Origin of the sequence: Methanotorris formicicus Mc-S-70 (assembly GCF_000243455.1) — an archaeon.
Classification (GTDB): domain Archaea; phylum AGJL01; class Methanococci; order Methanococcales; family Methanococcaceae; genus Methanotorris; species Methanotorris formicicus.
Genome location: NZ_AGJL01000041.1, coordinates 1 through 17,224 on the forward strand (window position 1 = coordinate 1; position 17,224 = coordinate 17,224).

Genomic DNA, 17,224 nt, shown 5'->3' on the forward strand with positions numbered 1-17,224 from the left:
CTCAGCTGTGCATACCTAATGCATATTCGGAGATACTGATTAAAAATATGTAAAAGTAAATCTTAAATATATACATATTTGAATCATAAAATCTATTAATAATTATGTTTAAAAAGAGTGATATATAGAATAATAATTACGTGTACAATTTTGGGGTGTTAAGATGGATGTTAAAAAGATTACACTGGTAACTATATTTTTGCTATTTTTTTGTGGATGTGTAGAAACTTTGAGCGTAAAGGAGGTTGTAGACAACAGTCCATATGCACACTTTGTATATTTGAGTAAAGATGCTGTAAATGAGTTTATAAAAGAGAATCCCGACCTTATTAAAGACACAGAAATTCCAAAAGATTTATTATCTATTATTACATCATTTATGACAGGAATATATATCAACAAAGATAATCAAAATCAAATAGCAATAAAAACTCCACTGTGGATACTTGGAAAAATATACCAAAATGAAAACATTATTGCGGATAATGGATACATCCTTATAAATACAAAATCAATAACTAAGCCAAATCCAAAGTTTAGGGATTACTTACCAAATTATAACGACATTGTATTTTATGATAAAGATATGGCGATGAGTATAAAAATAGATACAAATACCCACATAGGTCTTGTCACGGAAAGAAATGAAAACTTAAAAAAGATTCTCAAAGGCCTTAAGAGCATTGGAAAAATAAAGGTTATTAACACCTCTGTTACTGAAAAGGATGGGTATATTATTGCAGATATTACCTGCGAGCCGATACCATTAAACATCAACTATATAAGAGAAAACATGAACTTAAACCTAAAACCACCAATAACTGTTGAAGTTTCAGGTTGGGAGAAGGTTAGTGAAAATGAATACAAAAAAGATCCACACTTTATAAAAGTATATATATTCCCAGTTAACGAAGAGACTATGAAGGAACTAATAAATGAGCAAATATCTGATGAAATGAGTAACCTTAAAAAAGTTAAAGACCTAAAATATAAAGATTGGAACATTGAAGAATACATGAAGGATAATATTGGGATATACATTGGATACAAAGAGGTTGAATATGGAACAGTATGTATTATAACAGATAGTTTGGGGAATTTAGATGATGTTGAGATACACCTAACATAATGAGGTTGAAAGTATGGATATCACTCAGTTTATTCCGGATCTGGGCAGTGGATTTATAATAGGATTTGTTGTTGGATGGGCTGCAAAAAAGGCTATTAAAGTGCTCATAGCACTTATTGGATTATATTTATTAAGTTTACTATATTTGGCAAATCTTGGAGTTATTAGTATTAATGAAAATGCACTTTTAGCATTGATTGGAAGTGTAGAGAGTTCAGTTATTACCTATGGGAGCCAGTTAACTGGATTAGTCCACTCAATCTCCTTAGGTAGTGGATTTGCCATTGGATTTACTGTGGGATTTAAGAAAGGGTAAATCATTTTTAGTTTAAATTTTATTTTAATTCAGTTTAAAGGGGATACTATGAGAGTTAGATTGAGGGATTTTGTTGAAACTAAGGAGGGGTTATTTTTTGCAGTTAATACTTATTATCATCCAGAGGATAGGATTTTGTGTTTTTTGAGATATGTAAATTTGGATCTAATTGAGGATGATTTAAATTTAAACAGCAACGATATCAGGATTTTGAATGGAAAAAAATACATAAAGATGGCAGAAACAGAGAAGGCATATAAATTCTTAGAAACTTACTTCCCAGAGTATTTATTTTATGATGAGGTTAATGATGTCATTGTGCATTCTGTTCCAAATGAAAGAATTAAAAGAATTTTAAAACCTAATGAAAGGTTGAAAGAACTACTAAATTCAGATAATCCTAATGAATTGGAAGAAAGATGTATAAAGTTGGCTGATATTTTGCATGATTATGGTATTTTATACAAACACATGGGTGTTTCCGGTTCTATGGTTTTGAAGTTGAGCAATTCAAACTCAGATATCGACTTTGTAATTTATGGGATGAAAAACCATAAAAAAGCAAGAGAAGCATTGAAAAATGCCTTTGAGGATAAAAAACTCTCTCCACTATCTAATGAATTCTGGAAAAAGGCATATGAAAAGAGAATAAAGGATGGTACACTAACCTTTGAAGAATTTGTTTGGCATGAGAAGAGAAAGTTTAATAGAGGGGTTGTTGATGGAGTTATGTTTGATTTACTTGCAACGAGGGAATGGGATGAGATAACTGAAAGATATGGAGGGAAGAGATACAAAAGTTTAGGATTTGTTGAGATTGAAGGGGTTATTTTAGATGCAACCTATGCATTTGATAACCCTGCGGTTTATAGAATTGAGTGCAATGATGGGGTCAAAGAGGTTGTCTCATTTACCCACACCTATGCAGGACAGTGTTTTGAAGGAGAGGAAGTTGTTGTAAGGGGTAAATTGGAAGAAGTTGTTGGTAATGGAGAGAGTTATAAAAGGGTTGTTGTTGGGACCTCAAGGGAGGCATTTAATGAATACATAAAACTAAAAAAATAATTTGGTGAGAGTATGGATGAAGAATTAAAAAAAGTTATAGAGTTTCATGGACATTTTTGCCCGGGATTGGCGATAGGTTATAGAGTTGCGAAGTATGTAAAAAACCACTTCAAAAAATCGAAGGATGAGGAGTTGGTAGCAATTGTTGAGAACAACGCATGTGGAGTTGATGCCATACAATACATGCTGAGTTGCACATTTGGAAAGGGGAATTTGATATTCAAGGATAATGGAAAACATGTCTATACATTTTATTCAAGAGAAAGTAATAGAGCAATAAGGATTTATGTTAAAAAGGACTTTTTTGAGGGATTTGATGAAATATTGAGGAAATTTAATAGGGGAGAATTATCTGAAGAAGAGATGCAGATGTTTAACAAAAAAAGAAAAGAAATTTCAGAAGAGATTTTGAGTATGGATGAAAAAGAACTTTTTGATATTAAGGAGGTTGATATTGAACCCCCAAGAAAAGCGAGGTTGTTCCCATCGATAAAATGTCAAGAATGTGGGGAGTATTTTATGGAAATTAAGGGAAGGGTTATCAATGGTAAAATTGTCTGTAAAGAATGTTTTGAGAAATTGATAAAATAAACGTCAACACTTAAAAATATATTTAGTGAGAATATGGGCGATACAATAATCACATTAACAACAGATTTTGGAAGTAGTGAAGGTTATGTTGGAGCAATGAAAGGTAGGATATTATCTATATTAAAAGAACATTCAAAATCAGCAGAAATTGTTGATATAACACATGAAATAAGACCGTTTAACATTTACCACGGGGCTTATGTTCTATTAACTTCTATTCCATACTTTCCTCCATCAATACACGTTGCTGTTGTAGATCCCACTGTAGGAAGTGAGAGAAATCCAATAGTAATAATAACAAAAAACAACCACTACTTAATAGGGCCTGATAATGGTTTGTTCCACTATGTTTCTGAGAGATTGGGCATAAAAAGAATAATAAAAATAGATGAGAAAAAATACAGTTCATCTTCAACGTTTCATGGAAGAGACATATTTGCAGTAGTTGCAGGAGAGATAGCAATTGGGGAATGTATTGAAGGGGAAGAACTGGATTCAATAGTTAAACTAAAAACAGAACCATGTGTCATACATATAGATAGGTTTGGAAATATAATTACAAATATTAAAAAAGAGGATGTTGACTTTAAGTATAGAGAGAGCGTTAAGATAAAAATTAAAAACAATAAAAAGGAAAAGATTATCGAATGCAAATTTGTTAAATCATACCATGAGGAAGAAGATGGGTTTTTATGTTTAATAAATAGTGAAGGATTTTTAGAGATTTCAAAATTCATGGATAATGCATCTGAGTTACTTGGTGTAAATTATTTGGATGAGGTTGAGATATTAGGAGAGTAAATATAATTATGAACTGCTTTTAACATATAGGCATCCAAAATAATATGCATAAACCAAGTGAGTGTAAAAGAATAACATTGTTCCTAATATCCAACCTATGAATGGAATAACGTATATGGCTATTGTTATAGATGATAAAACTAAATATACAAAGTAGCAAATAACATATTCCTTAAAAACTGATTTTATTCTATTGATTATTTCTCTAAACTCAAATGCTGCTTTAACCCTACCTTTGGCAACATAGTTTGCAAGAGCCATTGGAATCATTAAACCAACAGTTAGAGTATATATAACTACTAAAATAATTGCAAAGATTCTCTTTGCTATAGTGTCATTTCCCAAAATAATCAAAATTAAGGTTATAATCATTGCAGGAATAAAGGCATAAGAAAATGCTATTAAAATTCCAATTAAACCTTTTACAAATTTAGAGCCAAATCCCTCCCACTCTGGAAGTACTTTGTTATCATTTATAATCAATCCCATGGTTTCTAAGGCATAACCAAGACTTATAAAATTTACAATAGGGATAATGTTTAGTAGCCCCCCAATAATAACTTTTTTAACCCAGTTGTTATCTTTCATAGGAAATTTTAAACCTTCTAAGATATCCATTTTTTCACCATAATACTCTTTGCATAAATTTTAGACCAAAATTTTGTTATATATAACTTATGATTGAGGTGATATTTATGAGGATTAAAGGATTCTGTTATAGGTGTGGGGCTGAAGATGAACTTATAGAGGGTCTTTGTCCAATTTGCTATGCTCAAGAACATCCATTAATTGAGGTTCCAGAAGTTGTTGAGATGGAGGTTTGCCATTTATGTGGATCATATAAAAGGAAAGTTTGGCAGAGTCCAAAGGGAAATGATGTTTATGAAATTTTGGATGAAATTGCATACTATGCAACAAAAGATAACATAAAAAAGCATCATCCAGATATTGAGGTTGAGATAATCCCGCATGAGCCAAAGCAACTTCCGGGAGGGAAGCGTTCAAGGGTTGAGATTCCTGTTACGGTTATAGCAACTGGAAAATTGGCAGGAGAAAAAGAGGAGAGGGAAGAGAGGAAGGATATAACCGTATATTTAAAAATGGTTCAATGTCCAAGATGTTCAAGATACAAATCAAGTTACTATGTGGCAACGCTTCAAGTTAGGGCAATGAATAGGTTTTTAACTGATGAGGAGGTTGAGGAACTCGATAGGTTTGTGAGAGAAGAAGTGGCAAAAAGATTGGAAAAAGATAGAATGGCATTTATAACCAAATTTACAAGATTGAAAGAGGGAATTGATTACCAAATGGGTTCAATGGGCGGAGCAAGGAACATTGCCCAAGCAATAAAGGCAAGATATGGAGGGAAGATAACTGAAACTGCAAAACTGGTTGGAGTTGATAAGAATACAGGTAAGAATCAGTATAGGATAACTGTTGTTGTTAGAATTCCGGAATATAAAATTGGAGATGTTGTTGAGTATAATGAAAAACTGCACGTTGTAACCTCAATGAATGAAAATAAATTATATATGCTTACCATGGATAAGAGGAGAGATAAAATTTCATTATCGTGGAATGAGGTTGAAAAGAACACAAAACTTGTAAGAAAATGGGAAGAATGCGATACATCAACAGTTATTTCAGTAACAAAAGACAACATCATGGTTATGGATGATGAAACCTACGAGGTTTATGAATTGGATAAAGTTGCTGATGTGAAGGAAGGAGAGAAAGTTAAGATACTTAAAAAAGATGGTGTAGCATACTTTGTTGGAAAGATTGATGAAAAAAGTTAATTTAAATTAAAACTTAGAAGGTGGATTTATGATTGAGATAGATAAGAGGGCATATAACTCAATACAAAATTTTTCAAGGTTAATCTATACAAAGGCAGTTAAAAATAAAGAGGATTTGCCAAAAAAAGAGAGTATTGTAAATTTAACCTACAATGGAAAGTTTGTTGCAAAGGCAATCTACAATCCAAAATCAGTAATAATAAAGGTTTTAACAACAAAAGACGAAGAGATCGACAGAGAATTTTTTTATAAAAGAATAAAAAAAGCACAAGAATACAGAACAGAAATTTTAAACCTTAAAGATACCTACCGTTTGATATATGCAGAAGGTGATGGATTACCAACAATTATTTTGGATAAATACAATGAAATTGGAGTTATGCAATTAACATCAAAACTCATTGAGAGGGAATATTTAGGTGATATAATTGACTGTTTATTTGAGATAACAAACTTAGAAAGCATATATGTTAAAAGTGGAAAGAAGGGGGAAAAAATAAAAAGTAAAATCTTTGGGGACAAGGATAAATTTGAAACAATAATAAAAGAAGGGGACGCGAAATTTAAGGTTAATGCTAAGGGACATAAAACTGGATTTTTCTTAGATCAAAGAAACAATAGATTAGATATGAGAAACTACATTAAAGAAGGAGATAGGGTTTTGGACATCTGCTGTTATACAGGAGGGTTTGCTGTTCACGCTGCATTGGAAGGGGCAGAGGTCGTTGGGGTTGATATTTCAAATAAAGCAATAGAGGTTGCAGAGGAAAACATGGAATTAAATGGTATTCCAAAAGATAGATATGATTTTATTGTTGGGGATGCATTTGCAGTTATGGAGGAGATGATTGAAAATAGGGAAGAGTTTGATGTTGTTATCCTCGACCCACCCGCATTTGCAACTTCAAAGGAAAATTTGAAGAACGCATTAAGGGCATACAATACTTTGAATTATTTGGGTATTAAATTGGCAAAAAGAAGGCTTATTACATGCTCATGCTCCCATCATGTTGATAGGGAGATGTTTAGAAACACTGTTGTATCCTCTGCATATAGGGCAAAAAAAGAACTTAGGCAAATTGGAGGATACAGAACCCAATCTCCAGACCATATAATAAGTATGGCAAATAAAAATTTAGAGTATTTGAAGTGTTTATTCTATTATGTCAATTTTTAGTTATAATTATTGAAAAATGGCTTAATATAAACAACTAAATTTTCATGTGGTTATTCACAAACAACTATATAAAAATTAATCAACATAATTTAAAGTATGATGATGAAAAATACATTAAATAAAGAAAATATTGGGATTAAGGAAATTTACTACATAGAACATAAGAATGCTATCCATTACAACAAAAATTATACAAAGGAGTGTCTCAATTTATGGATATTCAAAAAGGATATGGAAAGTACCATTGGAATAATATCTGGAAGATATTTAGTTAAAAACGAGATAACATACAGTTGTAAAATAAATATCTACATGGCATCAAAAAATGAACTAAATGAAAATAAAATATTTAAAACAACCACAAATACGGTAGAAGAAATAATTAAAACCTACAATTTACTTGATTCAAAGCACCATGCTATAGAATATACTTATAAAATTTCCAAATTATCCAACATATACGTACCTGAAATTTGTCGTGCAAATGAGGCAATTAGAAATATAAATCCATGTTTATCCAACATTTTGGAAAAAACAAAAGATATAATACAATATGAATTATTTTCCGGATTTAATGATGGACCTTATTTTGCTTATATTTCAGAGTATAGGTATGATAGTGGAAATAGGCCAAAGGTAACAATAGCCTTAGAAAAAAACATAAAGATTCCTACATCAGAATTCGATAAATTTAAAGAAAATATGGATAAAATGACAAAGGTTATTAAAAAACCTATTTTTTTATGGGATTTTATAAAGGATATCGACAATAGAATAATGGAAACCCACAAAAAGTGGATACAAAAATAAAATTATAATAAATGAGGTGGAACAATATCTTTAGCAATTAAATCAGTATAAGTTTCTTTCTCTCTAATTAAATAAACCCCTTTTTCATTTGTTAAAACCATTCTTGGCCTTCCTCTTGCGTTGTAGTTATTTGCCATACTTATTCCATAAGCACCAACATCTAAGATAGCAACAACATCTCCAACCTCTATTGGAGTTAATTCCCTATCCTTACCCATAACGTCACTACTCTCACAAAGTCCACCAGCAATATTTACTTTTTCTTTTTCTCCATCCCTTATAACGCATGGGGTAATCTCATGGTATGCCTCATAAATTGCAGGTCTCATCATGTCATTCATTCCCGCATCAATCATAATCCACTTTGCAACTGGTGTTTCTTTTATGTGGTGGAGTTTTCCAAGTAAAACCCCAGATGTTGCGACCAAACTTCTTCCTGGCTCTAAGATGAGATTTGGCATCTCTACTTTGTCTTTATATTCAAGGATTGTGTTGATTATTGCATCTGCTAAATCATATTGGGTTGGGATTTCTTTATCTTTGTAGTATGGAACTCCCAAACCTCCTCCTAAGTTAACATCTTCAATCTCAATTCCTTCCTTCTTCAACTCAACGACAAAATCCATAATTTTTTTAGTTTCTTCAACAAATGGGCTTATGTCAGTTAACTGAGAACCAATGTGACAGTGAACACCAACAATATTTACATTCTCCATCTCCAATGCCATTTTTATTGCCTTCATTGCAATTCCACTTTCGACATCCAAACCAAATTTATTCTTCTTTAAACCTGTTGAGATTTTTGGGTGTGTTTTTGGGTCAACGTTTGGGTTTATCCTAAATGCAACATTTGCAACTTCTCCCATTTCCTTTGCTATCTCATTTACCAATATAAGTTCGCTTAAACTATCTACGTTAAATGCTCTAATGTTTGTTTCAATTCCCATTATAATTTCTTCTTTTGTTTTGCAGTTTCCGTTGAATACAATTTTGTTTGATGGAACTCCTGAGAGTTTTGCTATGTAGAGTTCCCCTCCACTTACAACATCTGCCCCACATCCAAGTTTTGAGAGGAGTTTTGTTACTGCCAAGTTTGCATTTGCTTTGTATGCATAGGCAACGATAAACTCTTTGCCTGTTTCTTCTTCATATCTTTTAAATGCGTCAACATATTTTTTGTAGTTGTTTTTTATTTGCGTTTCACTCATCACATACAGAGGGGTTCCAAATCTCTCTGCCAATTCCGTTGCATCATGTCCATCTATTTTTAATTTTCCATCTTCAATGGTTATCATATCATTTCCCAAGAACATCCTACCACCCAAAATTGTTTGTATGATAAATAAAATTAATTAAAAGTTTATTTCAACACAGCCCCCTCATCAGCAGAGGTTACAAGTCTTGCGTATCTCGCTAAGTAACCTTTTTTAACCTTTGGTTCTGGTTTTTTCCATTTTGCCAATCTCTCTTTTATCTCCTCATCAGATAATGCTATGTCCAATCTTTTATTTATCATATCTATCTTTATAATATCTCCATCTTCAACAATTGCTATTGGACCCCCTGCCATTGCCTCAGGGGAGATGTGCCCTATACAAGGTCCTCTACTTCCCCCACTAAATCTTCCATCAGTAATCAAAGCAACGCTGTCATCCAACCCCATTCCACATATAGCAGAGGTTGGAGATAGCATCTCTCTCATTCCTGGCCCACCTGCAGGACCTTCATACCTAATAACCACAACATCTCCCCTCTCTATCTCCCCACCAAGGATTGCCTTTATTGCCTCCTCCTCGCTATCAAACACTTTTGCAGGACCTTCATGTTTATACATCTTTGGATTTACAGCACCAATTTTAACAACTGCACCATTTGGAGCAAGGTTTCCTTTTAATATCCTCAAACCTGCTGTTTTATGAATTGGGTTGTCTATTGGTCTTATTATACTATGGTCAATGTACTTAACCTCATTAATAATTTCCCCAACTGTTTTTCCACTAACTGTTATGCAATCTTTCCTTATCTTCTCTTCCAAAACCTTCAAAACAGCAGGAATTCCCCCTGCCCTATGCAAGTCAATTATAAAATGTTCTCCACCAGGTCTTAAAGATGCTATATGTGGAACTTCATCACTCAACCTATCGAAGTCATCCAATGTTATAAATTTAGGGGCAACTTCATTTGCAATTGCTGGAATGTGGAGGGTTGTGTTTGTTGAACCTCCTAACGCCAAATCAACCAAAATTGCATTCTCAAATGCCTCTTTTGTTAATATATTTTCTGGTTTTATACCTTCTCTAACCAAATCAACAATTCTCATCCCACTTTTCTTTGCAATCCTTACCTTTTGTGCCTCTACTGCATGGGTTGTAGCACAGTAAGGTAAAGATAATCCCATCGCCTCTGTTAAACATGCCATACTGTTCGCTGTAAACATTCCTGCACAACTTCCAGCCCCAGGACATGCACAATCTTCAATTTCTCTCAACTCTTCCTCAGTTATTTTTCCTGTGGTGTATTGCCCAATCCCTTCAAATACACTAATTAAATCATACTTCTTTCCTCTCAACTCACCAGGAAGCATTGGGCCTCCAGTAACAACAATAAATGGAAGTCCTGTTCTTATTGCCCCCATAATCATTCCAGGAACTATTTTATCACATGATGGGATTAAAACGAGTCCATCAAACCCATGTGCCTTTGCCATACTCTCTACTGTATCGGCAATAATCTCTCTTGAAGGGAGGGAATATCTCATCCCTTCATGTCCCATCGCTATTCCATCACATATTGCCATTGTGTTGAATTCAAAGGCAGTTCCTCCATTTGCATATACCCCCATCTTAACTGCATCGGCAAGAGTTTTCAAATGAATATGCCCAGGAACTACTTCTGTGAAACTGTTAACCACTCCAATGAATGGTTTATCAATTTCCTCATCTGTATATCCACATGCCTTTAATAAACTCCTATTTGGTGCTCTGTTTATGCCTTTTTTTATGGTATCACTTATCATTCTATCACCAAATATGCAATCATTTGCAGAATTCTTTTCATATTTGAGCATAAAAAATTTTTGGATGGATAATGAGTCATGTATAAAATTTTAAATAATGCTATTTATGCTTTAATTTCATTGAAAATGGTCATTTATAACGCAAATGACTATATTCACTAACTCTATAAATAGTTTAGGTTGTGTTTTGAGATACTTTTGTGGTTTTATTTGTTTGTAATTGTTTGCGAATTTTTGTCGCTATTTAGACATAATAATTTCCAAAAGAACGATAAAATAGATTAAAATTTCAAATAAAGCATAAGTTACACATAATCTAATTTATACATTAATTTTGTTGATGATTTAATCTTATAAACGCAAACGACGATAGTTTTTTGGTTTTTAAATTTTTACGACAATATAAGAAAAAGGCAACTGTTTTCCGTAATAGTAAGGAGTATAAATGTATTTATATTAAAAGATATTAAGTAATATTAAAATTATAATTATTTGAAAATTTTATTAGAACCTATATATACTCTAAAATTCTTAGGTAGTAGTATAAATCTTAAATTTCAAAATAAGTTTGATCTTCCTTGAGTTTTAAGATTTTCCTATACGTATATTTAACACAAACAACCTTATAAAAGATGATCAAAATCAATTAAAATTTAAAATTTAATTCTCCCTAATTTTTAAGGAGGTTTTATTTTGAGACCAAAATATGCACTAAGGAAAGATATGGTTGCAGAATTTACATTGAACAAATCATTTAACACATACAGAGGTAGGGTTATAAAGACTGATTTTAACGGCCCCTTAGAAGGGGTAGTAATGGTAAATAAAAAAGAACATGTTTATTTTTACCCACTACGTGCTTTACATATGATAAAACCACTCAACTGTATCCCAACCAACGTGGTTCCAAAAACTTCCCTACCAACAAACCCAAAGAACGTGCATGTTAAAGAGGCATTATCTCGAATCGTTGGAAGAACATTAAAGGTTTGCTACAAAAATCCAAAGACATCCTATCTTGGGAGATTGTTGGGTTTCACAAGAGGGGTTTTCTCTTGGACACTGGCTTTAGAAATCCATGGTGAGACAGTTTTGCTTATTAATCCATCCCATATCTCATACTATGGCACAAAATGGATTCTGCCAAAGAACAACGCCCCATTCAAACCTCCAAAATTGATGAACATGACAAAAACCGCAAATTATCTAAAAAGATGCCTACTTGATGAAGTTAAACTTGAACCAAACCATCCAAGAATAAACATTGAGGATAAAGTTTATGTCTATCCTTATGGTATAGTTTCTAATGATGAGATTTTGGCGGAACATGTGGCAACGCTACTAAAAGAACAGGGTTTTATTGTTGATTAAAAACTAAAGTGTCCTTAAATCACATAATAAACAAATATAAATCTAAAATTACTATTTTGCTTTTGAATTTACAAAAAAGCCCATAAAGTTTTTTATTTAATATTGTAAGATTTAATCTCATCTATTTTTTAATTTAAAAATCAGAAATTTTCAAAAATTTAATTAAAATATCAGAAAATACTCATTTATTTTGGTACCGAATAGTTTATATATGAGAAATCTTTATTTAATTTGAAATTGGTTAATTATAATCATTTATAACATTACATAAATTGGATTACAAAGAAATTATTGGAGGTGTCTACTCTGAACACAGATTTAAGTTGTATTCATGCTCCTTTTAAACTTCCAAACACAGTTTCATTGGTTGCTGGTAGTGCAGAGGGTAAAACACCATTAAATGCTTTTGACAATGCACTACTAAAAGCAGGCATTGGAAACTTAAACTTAATTAGAATCAGTAGTATTATGCCCCCAAAGGCTGAAATTATTCCTCTACCAAAAATTCCAATGGGTTCATTAGTTCCTACTGCTTACGGTTATATAATAAGTGATGTTAAAGGAGAGACAATTGCAGCAGCAATTAGTGTGGCAGTTCCAAAGGATAAAGAGTTATGTGGATTGATCATGGAATATGAAGGGAAATGTGGTAAAAAAGAAGCAGAAGAAACGGTTAGAGAGATGGCAAAAATTGGTTTTGAAGAGAGAGGATGGGAACTTGATAGAATCGTATCTATTGCAACAGAACATACAGTTGAGAAGATAGGTTGTGCCTTTGCTGCTGCAGCGTTGTGGTATAAGTAATTAGTTTTTTAATATTAATTTTTTAAACCTTTTAAATACAACTATTAAGATTTCAAAATTAAAAAAGGAGGTGATTATGTGAAACATTTGGGAAAACACCTAATATTAGAGTTGTGGGGCTGTGATCCAAAGGCATTAGATGACCAAGAGGGCATAGAAAAGATGCTTGTGGATAGTGTTAATGCCTGTGGTGCTACATTAATTTGCGTAAAAACACATAAATTTTCCCCTCAGGGAGTTACAGGAGTTGCTGTTCTGGCAGAGAGTCATATAGCAATCCATAGTTATCCTGAATTTGGATATGCCGCAATGGATGTTTTTACCTGCGGAGAGCATACAGATCCATACAAAGCAATTGATGTAATAAAGGACTTTTTAAAACCAGAATCAATACAGATAATAGATATAAAGAGAGGAATTATGGAGAACGGAATCTTTGAGATTAAATAATTTTTGTGCTTTTCTTTTATCCAAATCCAATTACAGTCGCTTGGACATAAAATTTTCTAAATAATAATCAAACGTAAAATTTCAAATAAATCATAATTTACCCCTCAATTCATTACCATTATTTATAACGCAAACTATGGTTCTTAAATTTATTAAATTTATTTGAAGAATTGGATTTTAAAAACCATACTTAGGAAGAGATTTTTAGTTTGTTTTTTAAGGTTTTTTGTTGTTTCATAATCCTATCATACAAAAAATTTTTATACAGAAACAATTTAATTAACTCAGTATTATGCTTATTGCTGCTAAAATGAATAAGGTGATGAAAGGTGAATAAAAACAATGATTTTAAATGCCAACTCTGGTTTTCTGAATACCACACAAAAAACTTTGCTTTATCTTTGAGAGTTAGGGATGTTCTTTTCACAGGAAAGTCAAAATACCAAGAAATTCAAATTTTAGACACATACGATTTTGGTAAGGTATTAATTTTAGACAACACGTTTCAAACAACAGAGAGAGATGAATTTATCTACCATGAGTTAATATCTCATCCAGCACTCTTCACCCACCCAAACCCAAAGAAAGTTTTGGTTATTGGTGGGGGGGATGGAGGAACTGTGAGAGAGGTTGTAAAACATGAAAGTGTGGAAAGGGTTGATTTTGTTGAACTTGATGAGAAAGTTTTAGAACTTTGTAAAAAATATATGCCTTCATTAAGTTGTGAGGTGGAAAACGAGAAGGTTAACATAATAGTTGGGGATGGAATTAAGTATGTTGCAGAGTGTGAGGAAAAATATGATGTGATTATTGTCGATTGCCCAGATCCTGTAGGACCGGCAGTTGGGTTGTTTGAGAAGGAATTTTATAAAAATGTATTTAAATGTTTAAATGATGATGGAATAATGACACAACAAACAGAGAGCCCACTCTATAACTTGGATTTAATTAAAAAGATATATGCCCACTTGAAAGATGCAGGATTTAGCATTGTTAAGCCTTATGTATGCTCTATGCCAACATATCCAAGTGGATTCTGGTGTTTTACGATGGCATCAAAGAAATACAATCCATTAGATGTTGACGAAAATAAAATAAAAGAAAGATTGGAAAAAATATCCACAAAATACTATGATGAAGAAGTCCATAAAGGTGTTTTCTTATCATCCCCTAAATTCTTAAAAGATGAATTGAAGAAATAACATATATAATTTTAATCTTCTTTTTATCAAATTTTCCAAGATCCTTGTTTTTATTTTTATTGTTTATCCAAATATAAACAACTTTTAAAATACACCCAAAAGGCGTAAAGTTTATATATTACTTTTGCCTTCTAATATAGTTGTCTGCGTTGAGTAAACAAAATCTAAGAAACCCAACCATATTTTATCTGATATGAAATTAGTTTAGCCATTTTGTTACATGGAATCATGTAGATTTTAATGTGACGTGCAGGGGTGGTCGAGCCTGGACAAAGGCGCGGGACTTGAAATCCCGTGGGGCTCTGCCCCGCAAGGGTTCAAATCCCTTCCCCTGCGCCATTTTTTATTTCTAATTCTCATTCTATTTTATTTTAATATTAAGTGGTATCATAAATATATTTGAATTTATCAATTAACATTTCTTTTGTTTATGGATCTATATTCACAAAAAGAAAACCTTTCCACACCCAAAATCTTTATATATTTTGAGATTAAATAGATGTTGAAAAATTTTATTGGAGGTTGTAAGATGCCTGCTCCAAGATATAGATCAGGATCATACAAAACAGTATACAAAAGAGTTCCTGGAAATAGAACTGTAGTCCAATACAAGAGAAGAAAACCTTCAAAACCCAAGTGTGCTGTTTGTGGTAGTGTGTTGAATGGTGTTCCAAGGGGAAGACCATCTGAAATAAGAAAACTTGCTAAAACAGAGAAAAGACCAGAAAGGCCTTATGGGGGCTACTTGTGCCCAAAATGTTTAAAGAAATTAATGGTTCAAAAGGCAAGAAATTTGTAAATTAAATGCGAAAAATATATATACTAATTTTTAGATGTTTAAGGTTATTCAATAACTTTTGGGTGTAAGCATGATTATAACCATTGGGGGTCTGCCAGGGACAGGAACTACAACAATGGCGAAGAAAATTGCGGAGAGATATAATTTAAAGCATGTATGTGCAGGATTCATATTTAGAGACATGGCAAAAGAGATGGGAATGGATTTAGCAGAGTTCAGTAAGTATGCAGAAGAAAATGAGGAAATAGATAAAGAGATAGACAGAAGGCAAGTAGAGATGGCAAAAGAGGGAAATATTGTATTGGAAGGAAGATTGGCAACATGGATGCTGATGAAAAATAATATAAAAATAGGCTTGGCAATATGGCTCAAAGCCCCCCCAATGGTTAGGGCAGAGAGAATAAGTATCAGAGAGAATGAAGATGTTGAAGAAGCGATGAAAAAAATGCTTGAAAGAGAGAAGAGTGAGAAAAAAAGATATAAAGAAATATACAACATAGATATAGATAATCTATCCATATATGATTTGGTTATCGATACATCAAAATGGGATGTTGATGGGGTATTTAATATCATCTGCTCTGCAATCGATAACTTAAAGTAGCAGATGATATTAATACCTCCCCATTTTGAGAATGAGTTGTGATTGGCGACAATCACAACAACAAAAAATGAGGTGAGGTAAATGCCAGCAATTGAAGTAGGAAGAGTTTGTATAAAAACAATGGGAAGAGAAGCAGGAAAAACATGCGTTATTGTTGATGTAATTGATAGAAACTTTGTCCTTATTGATGGAGAAGTTAAAAGAAGAAGATGCAACATAAAACACATTGAACCAACTGATAAAAAAGTTGAAATTGAGAAAGGTGCTTCAACAGAAGAAGTTAGATTAGCATTAGATGCTGCAGGATTATTGAAATAAATTTATATTCATTTTTTTTATTTTATTTTGGTTTATTTTATCCATTAATTTAAATTAATAAATTAAAACAAAAAAATAAAAATTAAAAGTTTAGGGTTATTCAATATTAATTCCCTTCTTAATAGATTTTTCTGCCTTAGGTAATGTGGCAATTAACATCCCATTTTCAAATTTTGCTGATGCATTTTCTTCTTTAACTGTTGCAGGTAATTTTATTGTTCTATATATTTCTTCGTCCTCAGGAATCTCTGAATATATAATTCTCTCTGATTCGGTAATCATCAATGGCTGTCTCTTTGCCCTAATCTCTAAGGTATCTCCAACAGCATTTAAGACAATATCTTCTTTATTAACTCCTGGAAGCATTGCTATAACTTTAACATGCTCGTCTCCTTCAATAACTGTGATTGGCATAAAACCTTTTCCAGAAACTTCTATTGATGTACCCCCTCCAATTTTGTATGTCATTCTTGATGCTCCAAATGGTGTCATAAACATTTCCATCATCATTTTTTCAATTTCTGAGAATGGATCTCTTCCAAACATATATTATCACCCCTATGTTAAAAAGTCTGTTTTTGATGTTATTTATTTTTTTCTTCAAATATACATACCGTTGAAGTTCTATATAAACTTTTTGGTTTTGTTCAATTTTATGGCATAATATTGAACATATCAAATTAATATATTAGGACTTTCGCAAGCATATTCGAATATAATGATATAGCATTTATGATAAGATATTTCTACCACAACATTTTACTATTTTTCGAATAAAAATTGTTTATGGTGAGAATATTCTCAAAAAAGCGAATGCAGTTGTTTATATGCTCTTTCTTCTATTGTCAGAGTTTAATTCGTGTATAGAACTATCTAAAAACNTTACGCATTTTTCGGAATAAACGTATCTCACGTATACCAATAAATCGAATTCTTAGGAATGAGGTCTTAACCACAAGAGAATCTATTAAC

At 32.2% G+C, this 17,224-nt stretch carries 19 protein-coding genes and 1 tRNA gene; 16 read left to right on the plus strand and 4 right to left on the minus strand.

Annotation, left to right across the window (positions count from 1 at the left end; genetic code table 11):
* The first annotated feature begins 163 nt into the window (after positions 1-163).
* From METFODRAFT_RS07195 to METFODRAFT_RS07215, 5 genes are read left to right on the plus strand one after another with little or no spacing between them, the layout of a single operon-like run.
* Positions 164-1,129 carry a hypothetical protein gene (locus METFODRAFT_RS07195; RefSeq protein WP_007044916.1) on the plus strand — a complete coding sequence of 322 codons (966 nt, stop codon included), beginning with the start codon at positions 164-166 and terminating at the stop codon, positions 1,127-1,129.
* Between the two features lie 13 nt (positions 1,130-1,142).
* The gene (locus tag METFODRAFT_RS07200; RefSeq protein WP_007044917.1) at positions 1,143-1,445 is read left to right on the plus strand and encodes an FUN14 domain-containing protein; all 303 of its coding nucleotides are present in this window, start codon (positions 1,143-1,145) and stop codon (positions 1,443-1,445) included.
* 48 nt (positions 1,446-1,493) lie between these two features.
* Positions 1,494-2,510 (plus strand): nucleotidyltransferase domain-containing protein, encoded by a 1,017-nt coding sequence (locus METFODRAFT_RS07205; RefSeq protein ID WP_007044918.1) that lies wholly within the window; start codon positions 1,494-1,496, stop codon positions 2,508-2,510.
* 12 nt (positions 2,511-2,522) lie between these two features.
* Positions 2,523-3,101 (plus strand): FmdE family protein, encoded by a 579-nt coding sequence (locus tag METFODRAFT_RS07210; protein WP_007044919.1) that lies wholly within the window; start codon positions 2,523-2,525, stop codon positions 3,099-3,101.
* 33 nt (positions 3,102-3,134) lie between these two features.
* Positions 3,135-3,902 (plus strand): SAM hydrolase/SAM-dependent halogenase family protein, encoded by a 768-nt coding sequence (locus METFODRAFT_RS07215; RefSeq protein WP_007044920.1) that lies wholly within the window; start codon positions 3,135-3,137, stop codon positions 3,900-3,902.
* A gap of 6 nt (positions 3,903-3,908) precedes the next feature.
* Here the strand turns inward: METFODRAFT_RS07215 and METFODRAFT_RS07220 are convergent, their stop codons facing one another.
* Positions 3,909-4,520: a DUF4013 domain-containing protein gene (locus tag METFODRAFT_RS07220; RefSeq protein ID WP_007044921.1), complete on the minus strand. Its 612-nt coding sequence runs from the start codon at positions 4,518-4,520 to the stop codon at positions 3,909-3,911.
* 83 nt (positions 4,521-4,603) lie between these two features.
* Here METFODRAFT_RS07220 and METFODRAFT_RS07225 point away from each other — a divergent pair, with 83 nt between their 5' ends.
* From METFODRAFT_RS07225 to METFODRAFT_RS07235, 3 genes are all read left to right on the plus strand, one after another.
* Positions 4,604-5,701, plus strand: a complete 1,098-nt coding sequence (locus METFODRAFT_RS07225; RefSeq protein WP_048115744.1) for a 60S ribosomal export protein NMD3 — start codon at positions 4,604-4,606, stop codon at positions 5,699-5,701.
* Between the two features lie 28 nt (positions 5,702-5,729).
* Entirely contained in the window at positions 5,730-6,878 is a 1,149-nt protein-coding gene (locus tag METFODRAFT_RS07230; RefSeq protein ID WP_007044923.1) for a class I SAM-dependent rRNA methyltransferase, read from the plus strand.
* A 102-nt stretch (positions 6,879-6,980) separates the two neighbouring features.
* Complete coding sequence (locus tag METFODRAFT_RS07235; protein ID WP_007044924.1) at positions 6,981-7,688, plus strand: hypothetical protein; 708 nt, start codon at positions 6,981-6,983, stop codon at positions 7,686-7,688.
* Between the two features lie 2 nt (positions 7,689-7,690).
* Here the strand turns inward: METFODRAFT_RS07235 and lysA are convergent, their stop codons facing one another.
* Together lysA and ilvD are read right to left on the minus strand one after the other, a co-directional pair.
* Entirely contained in the window at positions 7,691-9,001 is a 1,311-nt protein-coding gene (lysA, locus tag METFODRAFT_RS07240; RefSeq protein WP_007044925.1) for a diaminopimelate decarboxylase, read from the minus strand.
* Positions 9,002-9,048: 47 nt separating this feature from the next.
* On the minus strand, positions 9,049-10,704 hold the full coding sequence (ilvD, locus tag METFODRAFT_RS07245) for a dihydroxy-acid dehydratase (RefSeq protein WP_048115743.1): 1,656 nt from the start codon (positions 10,702-10,704) through the stop codon (positions 9,049-9,051).
* Between the two features lie 693 nt (positions 10,705-11,397).
* On the opposite strand from ilvD, the gene METFODRAFT_RS07250 reads away from it, so the two are divergent.
* The 8 genes from METFODRAFT_RS07250 to METFODRAFT_RS07285 all read left to right on the plus strand — a co-directional run bounded on the left by METFODRAFT_RS07250 (position 11,398) and on the right by METFODRAFT_RS07285 (position 16,252).
* Positions 11,398-12,075, plus strand: coding sequence for a hypothetical protein (locus METFODRAFT_RS07250; RefSeq protein WP_007044927.1), 678 nt, complete (start codon positions 11,398-11,400; stop codon positions 12,073-12,075).
* Between the two features lie 306 nt (positions 12,076-12,381).
* A complete protein-coding gene (locus METFODRAFT_RS07255; RefSeq protein WP_048115746.1) occupies positions 12,382-12,879 on the plus strand; it encodes a pyruvoyl-dependent arginine decarboxylase in 498 nt (165 codons plus the stop codon).
* Positions 12,880-12,957: 78 nt separating this feature from the next.
* Positions 12,958-13,329, plus strand: coding sequence for an adenosylmethionine decarboxylase (gene speD / locus METFODRAFT_RS07260; protein WP_007044929.1), 372 nt, complete (start codon positions 12,958-12,960; stop codon positions 13,327-13,329).
* A gap of 329 nt (positions 13,330-13,658) precedes the next feature.
* Positions 13,659-14,531, plus strand: a complete 873-nt coding sequence (gene speE, locus METFODRAFT_RS07265; RefSeq protein ID WP_007044930.1) for a spermidine synthase — start codon at positions 13,659-13,661, stop codon at positions 14,529-14,531.
* Between the two features lie 249 nt (positions 14,532-14,780).
* A tRNA-Ser gene (locus METFODRAFT_RS07270) sits at positions 14,781-14,870 on the plus strand.
* Positions 14,871-15,060: 190 nt separating this feature from the next.
* The gene (locus METFODRAFT_RS07275) at positions 15,061-15,330 is read left to right on the plus strand and encodes a 50S ribosomal protein L34e (protein WP_007044931.1); all 270 of its coding nucleotides are present in this window, start codon (positions 15,061-15,063) and stop codon (positions 15,328-15,330) included.
* Between the two features lie 70 nt (positions 15,331-15,400).
* On the plus strand, positions 15,401-15,934 hold the full coding sequence (gene cmk / locus METFODRAFT_RS07280; RefSeq protein ID WP_007044932.1) for a (d)CMP kinase: 534 nt from the start codon (positions 15,401-15,403) through the stop codon (positions 15,932-15,934).
* 81 nt (positions 15,935-16,015) lie between these two features.
* Positions 16,016-16,252, plus strand: coding sequence for a 50S ribosomal protein L14e (locus tag METFODRAFT_RS07285; RefSeq protein WP_007044933.1), 237 nt, complete (start codon positions 16,016-16,018; stop codon positions 16,250-16,252).
* Positions 16,253-16,348: 96 nt separating this feature from the next.
* Here METFODRAFT_RS07285 and METFODRAFT_RS07290 read toward each other — a convergent pair whose 3' ends face one another.
* Positions 16,349-16,798: an Hsp20/alpha crystallin family protein gene (locus METFODRAFT_RS07290; RefSeq protein ID WP_007044934.1), complete on the minus strand. Its 450-nt coding sequence runs from the start codon at positions 16,796-16,798 to the stop codon at positions 16,349-16,351.
* Positions 16,799-17,224 lie beyond the last annotated feature (426 nt).

What these genes read in the sequence shown, in the direction of transcription:
- METFODRAFT_RS07235 (WP_007044924.1), top strand. Translation starts at nt 6,981, where the DNA reads ATGAAAAATACATTAAATAAAGAAAATATTGGGATTAAGGAAATTTAC.
- METFODRAFT_RS07200 (WP_007044917.1), top strand. Translation starts at nt 1,143, where the DNA reads ATGGATATCACTCAGTTTATTCCGGATCTGGGCAGTGGATTTATAATA.
- METFODRAFT_RS07215 (WP_007044920.1), top strand. Translation starts at nt 3,135, where the DNA reads ATGGGCGATACAATAATCACATTAACAACAGATTTTGGAAGTAGTGAA.
- METFODRAFT_RS07220 (WP_007044921.1), bottom strand. Translation starts at nt 4,520, where the DNA reads ATGGATATCTTAGAAGGTTTAAAATTTCCTATGAAAGATAACAACTGG.
- METFODRAFT_RS07205 (WP_007044918.1), top strand. Translation starts at nt 1,494, where the DNA reads ATGAGAGTTAGATTGAGGGATTTTGTTGAAACTAAGGAGGGGTTATTT.
- ilvD (WP_048115743.1), bottom strand. Translation starts at nt 10,704, where the DNA reads ATGATAAGTGATACCATAAAAAAAGGCATAAACAGAGCACCAAATAGG.
- METFODRAFT_RS07210 (WP_007044919.1), top strand. Translation starts at nt 2,523, where the DNA reads ATGGATGAAGAATTAAAAAAAGTTATAGAGTTTCATGGACATTTTTGC.
- METFODRAFT_RS07275 (WP_007044931.1), top strand. Translation starts at nt 15,061, where the DNA reads ATGCCTGCTCCAAGATATAGATCAGGATCATACAAAACAGTATACAAA.
- METFODRAFT_RS07195 (WP_007044916.1), top strand. Translation starts at nt 164, where the DNA reads ATGGATGTTAAAAAGATTACACTGGTAACTATATTTTTGCTATTTTTT.
- METFODRAFT_RS07285 (WP_007044933.1), top strand. Translation starts at nt 16,016, where the DNA reads ATGCCAGCAATTGAAGTAGGAAGAGTTTGTATAAAAACAATGGGAAGA.
- METFODRAFT_RS07290 (WP_007044934.1), bottom strand. Translation starts at nt 16,798, where the DNA reads ATGTTTGGAAGAGATCCATTCTCAGAAATTGAAAAAATGATGATGGAA.
- lysA (WP_007044925.1), bottom strand. Translation starts at nt 9,001, where the DNA reads ATGTTCTTGGGAAATGATATGATAACCATTGAAGATGGAAAATTAAAA.
- METFODRAFT_RS07230 (WP_007044923.1), top strand. Translation starts at nt 5,730, where the DNA reads ATGATTGAGATAGATAAGAGGGCATATAACTCAATACAAAATTTTTCA.
- cmk (WP_007044932.1), top strand. Translation starts at nt 15,401, where the DNA reads ATGATTATAACCATTGGGGGTCTGCCAGGGACAGGAACTACAACAATG.